Genomic DNA, 6,603 nt, shown 5'->3' on the forward strand with positions numbered 1-6,603 from the left:
CTGTTGAGTTCTCAAACAACCGACGCACACCGCAGAACCAGAACCACTCTCGGCTCCAACCCCGCCGGGGCAACCCCTCAAACTTACTCGGTTCGTTCTTCCCCGTCAACTCCCGGCCGTCGGCCTGAAGTGCTGGGTTCGAACGTCCCGGTCCCGAACGAGGGCGCACTCGTCGACCTCGTGAAGAAGGATTCGGGTGTCCGCCCCGGGCCGGCCACCGGTACCCAGCCGCTCGGCTGTCTCCTCGGTGTCCGTTCTCCCTGTCGGGCGAACGACCAGAACATTACACACAGTCTGGCGCAGGTGCCAAATCGCCCTGTGACCTGCGGCGATACCCGGCGACCGCCCGTCCTGGCGCCGCCCGACGAACGGCGAGGGCCCCGGAGGAGCTCGTGCTCCCCCGGGGCCCTCGACGTCACGCGTCCGACGGCACGGCCGCCGTCACTCCGCGACGGCCACCGCCAGGGTCCGCTTGCCCCGACGCAGGACGGCGTACCGGCCGTGCAGCAGGTCCTCGGTCCGCAGCGCGGCGTCCTCCGACTCGACCTTCGCGTTGTTCACGTACGCGCCGCCCTCAGAGATCGCGCGTCGGGCGGCGGCCTTCGATGCGACCAGGCCCGAGCCCACGAACGCGTCGACGACCAGGTCGCCCGCCTTCGCCGTCGTGCGCGGGAGCTCCGCGACGGCGGCACCGAGGGTCTCCTCGTCCAGGCCTCGCAGCTCGCCCCGGCCGAACAGGGCCTGGCTCGCCGAGATGACGGCGTCCGTCGCCGCCTGACCGTGCACGAGGGTGGTGAGGTCGCCGGCCAGCGCCCGCTGCGCCTCGCGGGCGAACGGCCGCTCGGCCACCTCCCGCTCGAGCGCCTCGATCTCCTCCCTGGAGCGGAAGGTGAAGACCTTGAGGTACTTCACGACGTCCGCGTCCGCCGTGTTCACCCAGAACTGGTAGAAGGCGTACGGGCTCGTGAGCTCCGGGTCGAGCCAGACGGCGCCGCCCTCGGACTTGCCCATCTTGGTGCCGTCGGCCTTGGTGATGAGGGGCGACGTCAGGGCGTGCACGGCCGCGCCGTCCGTCTTGCGGATGAGCTCGACGCCGGACAGCAGGTTGCCCCACTGGTCGTTGCCCCCGAGCTGCAGCGTGCACCCGTGGCGCTCGTACAGCTCCCGGAAGTCCATGCCCTGCAGCACCTGGTAGCTGAACTCGGTGTAGCTGATGCCCTCGTCCGAGCGCAGGCGCCGGGCGACGATGTCCTTGCCCAGCATCGTGCCCACCCGGAAGTGCTTGCCGACGTCGCGCAGGAAGTCGATCGCGGACATGGCCCCGGTCCAGTCGAGGTTGTTGACCATGCGCGCCGCCGCCGGGCCCTCGAAGTCCAGGAACGGTTCGATCTGACCCCGGATGCGCTCGACCCAGCCCGCGACGACGTCGCGCGACTGCATCGACCGCTCCGTGGTCGGGCGCGGGTCGCCGATGAGACCCGTCGCGCCTCCGACCAGCGCGAGCGGACGGTGCCCCGCCAGCTGGAGCCGGCGCATGTTCAGCAGCTGGACCATGTGCCCGACGTGCAGGCTCTGCGCCGTCGGGTCGAAGCCCGCGTAATAGGTGACGGGTCCCTCGGCCAGCGCAGAACGCAGCGCGGCCTCGTCGGTGGACTGCGCCACCAGGCCTCGCCAGTGCAGCTCGTCGAGAACGTCGGTCACCGTGTGCTCCTCGGGGAAAGGGATCGCGGCCCGGGCGGGCCGCCCTCCTAGTGTGCCCGACGCCTACCGCCGTCGGCGCCGTGATTCCGCCGCCCGGTACGCCGAGACGGTGGGCTCGCCGGCCAGCCACGCCCGCCAGGGGAACAGGTCGGCGCGGCCGCCCTCGCCGCTCACGCCGACGCGAGGACCCGTGGCGACCTCGCGACCGGCACCGTCGGTGCGGTCCCGGGGCCGCGGCACCCGCAGCACCAGGGCGCCGCCCGGATCGGTGACGTCCGCGCCGTCGTCGTCCCGGTCGATCGCGAGCGCGACGGTCAGGCGGGCCGGGCCGCGCGCCAGGTCGACGTCGGACCGCGTCACGCCCGCGGCCGCGCGCCGCTCGCGCGCGAGGTCGGCCCCCTCGACCACCTCGCCCGCCCGGAGCAGCACGGCCGACGCCTCGCCCGGCGGGCTGCACACGACGTTCATGCAGTGGTGCAGCCCCAGGTGCCGGTAGACGTAGACGCGACCGGGCTCGCCGAACATCGTCCGGTTGCGCGCCGTCTCGCCCCGGTACGCGTGCGACCCCGGGTCGGCCGTGCCCGCGTACGCCTCGACCTCCGTGAGCCGCACCGTCACCGCACCGTCCGGCGTGCGGCGGGTGAGCAGCGCCCCGAGCAGGTCGTGCGCGACGACGTGCACGTCCCGCGCGAACCAGGCGCGGCCCGGGACGACCAGGCCCGCGCCCGCCGCCACCGCGTCCGCCTGCGGTTCCCCGTCCGCTGCGGGAAAACCGTCCTGCACCCGCCTCGCCGACGTCATCGCACCGCCTCGAGGAGCCGGCCGACGCCGTCGAGCCGGACGTCGGCACGCTCGCGCGTGCGCTCGGTCGCGTAGTGGGTGCGTTCGTCGGCCATCCAGCGCAGCCAGTGCTCGCGGGCGTCCGACCCGTCGCGCGCGAGGCCGCGGGAGAGGCGCACCGCGTCGTCGGCCTCCACCCACACCCGCAGCGCGGCCCGGCCGTCGACCTGGCGGGCCCCGGCGCCGCAGCCCTCGACGACGAGGACCGGGGCGGGCTCGACGTCGTGCGCCTCGGCGTACTCGCCCCGCCCCCAGTCGTAGCGGAGATACCTGCCCGGACGGCCCGCCTCGAGAGGCTCGAGGACCCACTCCCCCAGGCGACGCGCGCCGCCGTCGGGGCCGGCCTCCCAGCCCTCGTAGAGGTCGTCCAGGTGCACGACCTGGCACGCGAACCGCAGGGCGAGCTGCGTCGCGAGCGTCGTCTTGCCCGAGCCCGCCGGCCCGTCGACGCACACGAGCCGCGTGCGCCGCCACGGCTCCGGCGCCGCGGGCCCCGGGAGCCGCGGCTCCGCCGTGTGCACGCGCGCCACGAGCGCGTCCAGCACGTCCTCGCTCGTCGTCACGCCCGCTCCTTCCTCCGGCCCGCCGACCGTACCCGCTGCCGCGTCTCGTCCGTGCGTCCTTCGCGACCGCCCCGGACGGCGACGGCCGCACGCCCCGAGGGAGCGTGCGGCCGACGGTGCCCGGGCCGGGGAACGGGTCGGCTCAGCTGTCCGCCCAGATGCGGAACTCGGCGGACCGCTCCTTGGCGGCCTCGACCTGCTCGACGACGCGCGCGGGTGCCGTGCCGCCGACGCCGTCGCGGGAGGCCACGGAGCCCTCGACGCTCAGCACCTCGCGCACGCCCGGCGTCAGGTGCTCCGAGATCGCGGCGAGGTCGGCGTCGGACAGGTCCCACAGCTCGATCCCGCGCTCCTCGCAGACCCGGACGCACGCGCCCGCGACCTCGTGCGCGACGCGGAACGGGACGCCCTGGCGCACCAGCCACTCGGCGATGTCGGTCGCCAACGAGAAGCCCTGCGGGGCGAGCTCGGCCATCCGTGCCGTGTCGAACGTGAGCGTCCGGACCATCCCCGCGAACGCGGGCAGCAGCACGGTGAGGGTGGAGACCTGGTCGAAGACCGGCTCCTTGTCCTCCTGCAGGTCGCGGTTGTACGCCAGCGGCAGGCCCTTGAGGGTGGTGAGCAGCCCGATGAGGTCGCCCACCAGCCGGCCGGCCTTGCCGCGGGCGAGCTCCGCGATGTCCGGGTTCTTCTTCTGCGGCATGATGCTGGACCCGGTCGACCACGAGTCGTCCAGCCGCACGAAGCCGAACTCCTTCGTGTTCCAGAGGATGATCTCCTCGCTCAGCCGGGACAGGTCGATGCCCACCATCGCCGACACGAACGCGAACTCCGCGACGACGTCGCGCGCGGCGGTGCCGTCGATCGAGTTCTCCACCGGGCCGTCGAAGCCCAGCTCCGTCGCGACCGCCGCCGGGTCGAGGCCCAGCGACGAGCCCGCGAGCGCCCCCGACCCGTAGGGCGAGCGCGCCGCGCGGACGTCCCAGTCGACCAGCCGGTCGACGTCGCGCAGCAGCGGCCACGCGTGCGCCAGGAGCTGGTGCGCCAGCAGCACCGGCTGCGCGTGCTGCAGGTGCGTGCGGCCCGGCATGACGGCCTCGCCGGCCGCCTCCGCCTGCACGATGAGCGCGTCCACGACGTCGAGCACCTGGCGCACGACGACGCGCGACTGGTCGCGCAGGTACAGCCGCACCAGGGTGGCGATCTGGTCGTTGCGCGACCGGCCCGCGCGGAGCTTGCCGCCGAGCTCGGTGCCCGCGCGCTCGATGAGGCCGCGCTCGAGGGCCGTGTGCACGTCCTCGTCGCCGAGCACGGGGAGGAAGGCCCCCGACTCGACGTCGGCGAGCAGCACGTCGAGCGCCTCGAGCATGCCGGTCAGCTCGTCGGCCGTGAGCAGGCCCGCGGCGTGCAGCACCCGGGCGTGCGCCCGGGACCCGCGGATGTCGTACGGGGCGAGCACCCAGTCGAAGTGCGTCGACTGGGACAGCGCCTGCAGCTCCGGCGACGGGCCGCCGGAGAACCGGCCGCCCCACAGGGAGACGTTGTCACCCTGCGTCGTCAGCGCGCCGTCCCGGGCGCCCGGCGTGACCTCGGAGCCCACGTCAGAACTCCCCGACGCCGAAGTCCACGCCGTTGCCGAACTTCTCGTCGCGGGCCGCGGCCTGCTTGGCGGCGAGGCCGTAGATCTCGATGAAGCCCTTGGCGTGCGACTGGTCGAACGCGTCGCCCTCGTCGTAGGTGGCGAGGTTGAAGTCGTACAGGCTGGACTCCGACCTGCGCCCCGTCACGGTGGCGCGGCCGCCGTGCAGGACCATGCGGATGTCGCCGGACACGTACTTCTGCGTCTCGTCGACGAACGAGTCGAGGTTCTTCTTCAGCGGGGAGAACCACATGCCGTCGTAGACCAGCTCGGTCCAGCGCTGCTCGACCTGGCGCTTGAAGCGGGCCTGCTCGCGCTCGAGCGTGACGTTCTCGAGCTCCTGGTGCGCGGCGATGAGCGCGATCGCGCCGGGCGCCTCGTAGATCTCGCGGGACTTGATGCCCACGAGGCGGTCCTCGACGATGTCGATGCGGCCCACGCCCTGGGCGCCGGCGCGGCGGTTCATCTCCTGGATGGCCTGCAGCGGGGTGACCGCCACGCCGTCCAACGCCACCGGCACGCCCTGGTCGAAGGTGACGACGACCTCGTCGGCGACCGGCGGGAACGTCGGGTCGTCGGTGTAGGAGTAGACGTCCTTGGTGGGCTCGTTCCAGATGTCCTCGAGGAAGCCCGTCTCCACCGCACGGCCCCACACGTTCTGGTCGATCGAGAACGGGTTCTTCTTGGTGGTCGCGATCGGCAGGTCGTGCCGCTCCGCGTAGTCGATGGCCTTCTCGCGCGTGAGCGCGAGGTCGCGGACCGGGGCGATGGACTTGAGGTCCGGGGCGAGCGACGTCGTCGCGACCTCGAAGCGGACCTGGTCGTTGCCCTTGCCGGTGCAGCCGTGCGCGACCGTCGTCGCGCCGAACTGGCGCGCGGCGCGCACGAGGTGCTTGACGATCACCGGGCGGGAGATCGCCGAGACCAGCGGGTAGCGGTCGAGGTACATGCCGTTGGCCTTGAGCGCGGGCATGCAGTACTCCGCCGCGAACTCGTCGCGCGCGTCGGCGACGTACGCCTCGACGGCGCCGCAGTCGAGCGCGCGCTTGCGGATGACGTTCATGTCCTCGCCGCCCTGGCCGACGTCGACGGCCACGGCGACGACCTCGGCCCCGGTGGCCTCGGCGATCCAGCCGATGGCCACGGAGGTGTCCAGGCCGCCCGAGTAGGCGAGCACGACGCGATCAGTCATCACAGTTCTCTTTCTTGCGAGGGGTTCGGGTCAAGTCTGGCAGTGCGGGTCCGCGGAGGCCACGGCCCGCCGGGAGGACGGGGTCAGGGACCGGTCAGCTCGAGGAAGCGGCGGGCCAGCTCGTCGCCGCCGAGCGGGTCGCGCGCGATCACGAGGATCGTGTCGTCGCCCGCGATGGAGCCGAGGACGCCCGGGAAGACCGAGTGGTCGATCGCGGACGCGAGGTAGTTGGCCGCGCCGGGCGGCGTGCGCAGCACCACGAGGTTGGCGGACGCCTCCGCCGACACGAGCAGGTCGTTGCAGAGCCGGGCGAGGCGCGCGGCGACGTACTCGACGTCGTGCTCCCCCACGCCCGCGGCCTGCACGCTGCGGTCGCCGCCCTCGCCTGGCACGGCGTAGACGAGCGCCCCCGCCGCGTTGCGCACCTTCTCCGCGCGCAGCTCGATGAGGTCGCGCGACAGGGTGCGCAGAGGTAGCTGCCGGCGGCGAGGGCGGCGTCGTAGATGTTGTTCGGGTCGCGCCTGCCGTCGCCGTTGCCGTCGCGGCCCCAGCTCTCCCAGGTCTGCGGGATGAACCGACGGATCCCCGGGCGCCCGGCCCGACGACGGCCGCCGCAGGTCGGCGGCTACCTCACGATGGTCTTCGCGACGGTCGTGCTCGGCCTGCCG

Annotated in this window: 6 protein-coding genes and 1 pseudogene; all 7 read right to left on the reverse strand. The window is 73.3% G+C overall.

Annotated elements, in window-relative coordinates; genetic code table 11:
- Positions 1-441 precede the first annotated feature (441 nt).
- Positions 442-1,701 carry a tyrosine--tRNA ligase gene (tyrS, locus tag ACFWEK_RS17080; protein WP_430554808.1) on the reverse strand — a complete coding sequence of 420 codons (1,260 nt, stop codon included), beginning with the start codon at positions 1,699-1,701 and terminating at the stop codon, positions 442-444.
- 63 nt (positions 1,702-1,764) lie between these two features.
- Positions 1,765-2,502 (reverse strand): DNA-3-methyladenine glycosylase, encoded by a 738-nt coding sequence (locus ACFWEK_RS17085; protein ID WP_430554809.1) that lies wholly within the window; start codon positions 2,500-2,502, stop codon positions 1,765-1,767.
- Positions 2,499-3,104 (reverse strand): uridine kinase, encoded by a 606-nt coding sequence (locus tag ACFWEK_RS17090; RefSeq protein ID WP_430547423.1) that lies wholly within the window; start codon positions 3,102-3,104, stop codon positions 2,499-2,501. Before ACFWEK_RS17090 ends, ACFWEK_RS17085 begins: the two co-directional genes overlap by 4 nt.
- A 142-nt stretch (positions 3,105-3,246) precedes the next feature.
- Positions 3,247-4,704: an argininosuccinate lyase gene (gene argH, locus ACFWEK_RS17095; protein ID WP_430554810.1), complete on the reverse strand. Its 1,458-nt coding sequence runs from the start codon at positions 4,702-4,704 to the stop codon at positions 3,247-3,249.
- Between the two features lies 1 nt (position 4,705).
- Positions 4,706-5,935 carry an argininosuccinate synthase gene (locus tag ACFWEK_RS17100; RefSeq protein ID WP_430554811.1) on the reverse strand — a complete coding sequence of 410 codons (1,230 nt, stop codon included), beginning with the start codon at positions 5,933-5,935 and terminating at the stop codon, positions 4,706-4,708.
- Positions 5,936-6,018: 83 nt separating this feature from the next.
- Entirely contained in the window at positions 6,019-6,486 is a 468-nt protein-coding gene (locus tag ACFWEK_RS17105) for an arginine repressor (RefSeq protein WP_430554812.1), read from the reverse strand.
- Positions 6,465-6,518, reverse strand: a pseudogene (locus tag ACFWEK_RS17110) (hypothetical protein); the annotation flags it as partial. The pseudogene ACFWEK_RS17110 and the gene ACFWEK_RS17105, both read right to left, overlap by 22 nt.
- Between the last annotated feature and the right edge of the window lie 85 nt (positions 6,519-6,603).

Source organism: Isoptericola sp. NPDC060257 (assembly GCF_042726645.1).
Lineage (GTDB): Bacteria > Actinomycetota > Actinomycetes > Actinomycetales > Cellulomonadaceae > Isoptericola > Isoptericola nanjingensis.

What these genes read in the sequence shown, in the direction of transcription:
- ACFWEK_RS17085 (WP_430554809.1), bottom strand. Translation starts at nt 2,502, where the DNA reads ATGACGTCGGCGAGGCGGGTGCAGGACGGTTTTCCCGCAGCGGACGGG.
- ACFWEK_RS17100 (WP_430554811.1), bottom strand. Translation starts at nt 5,935, where the DNA reads ATGACTGATCGCGTCGTGCTCGCCTACTCGGGCGGCCTGGACACCTCC.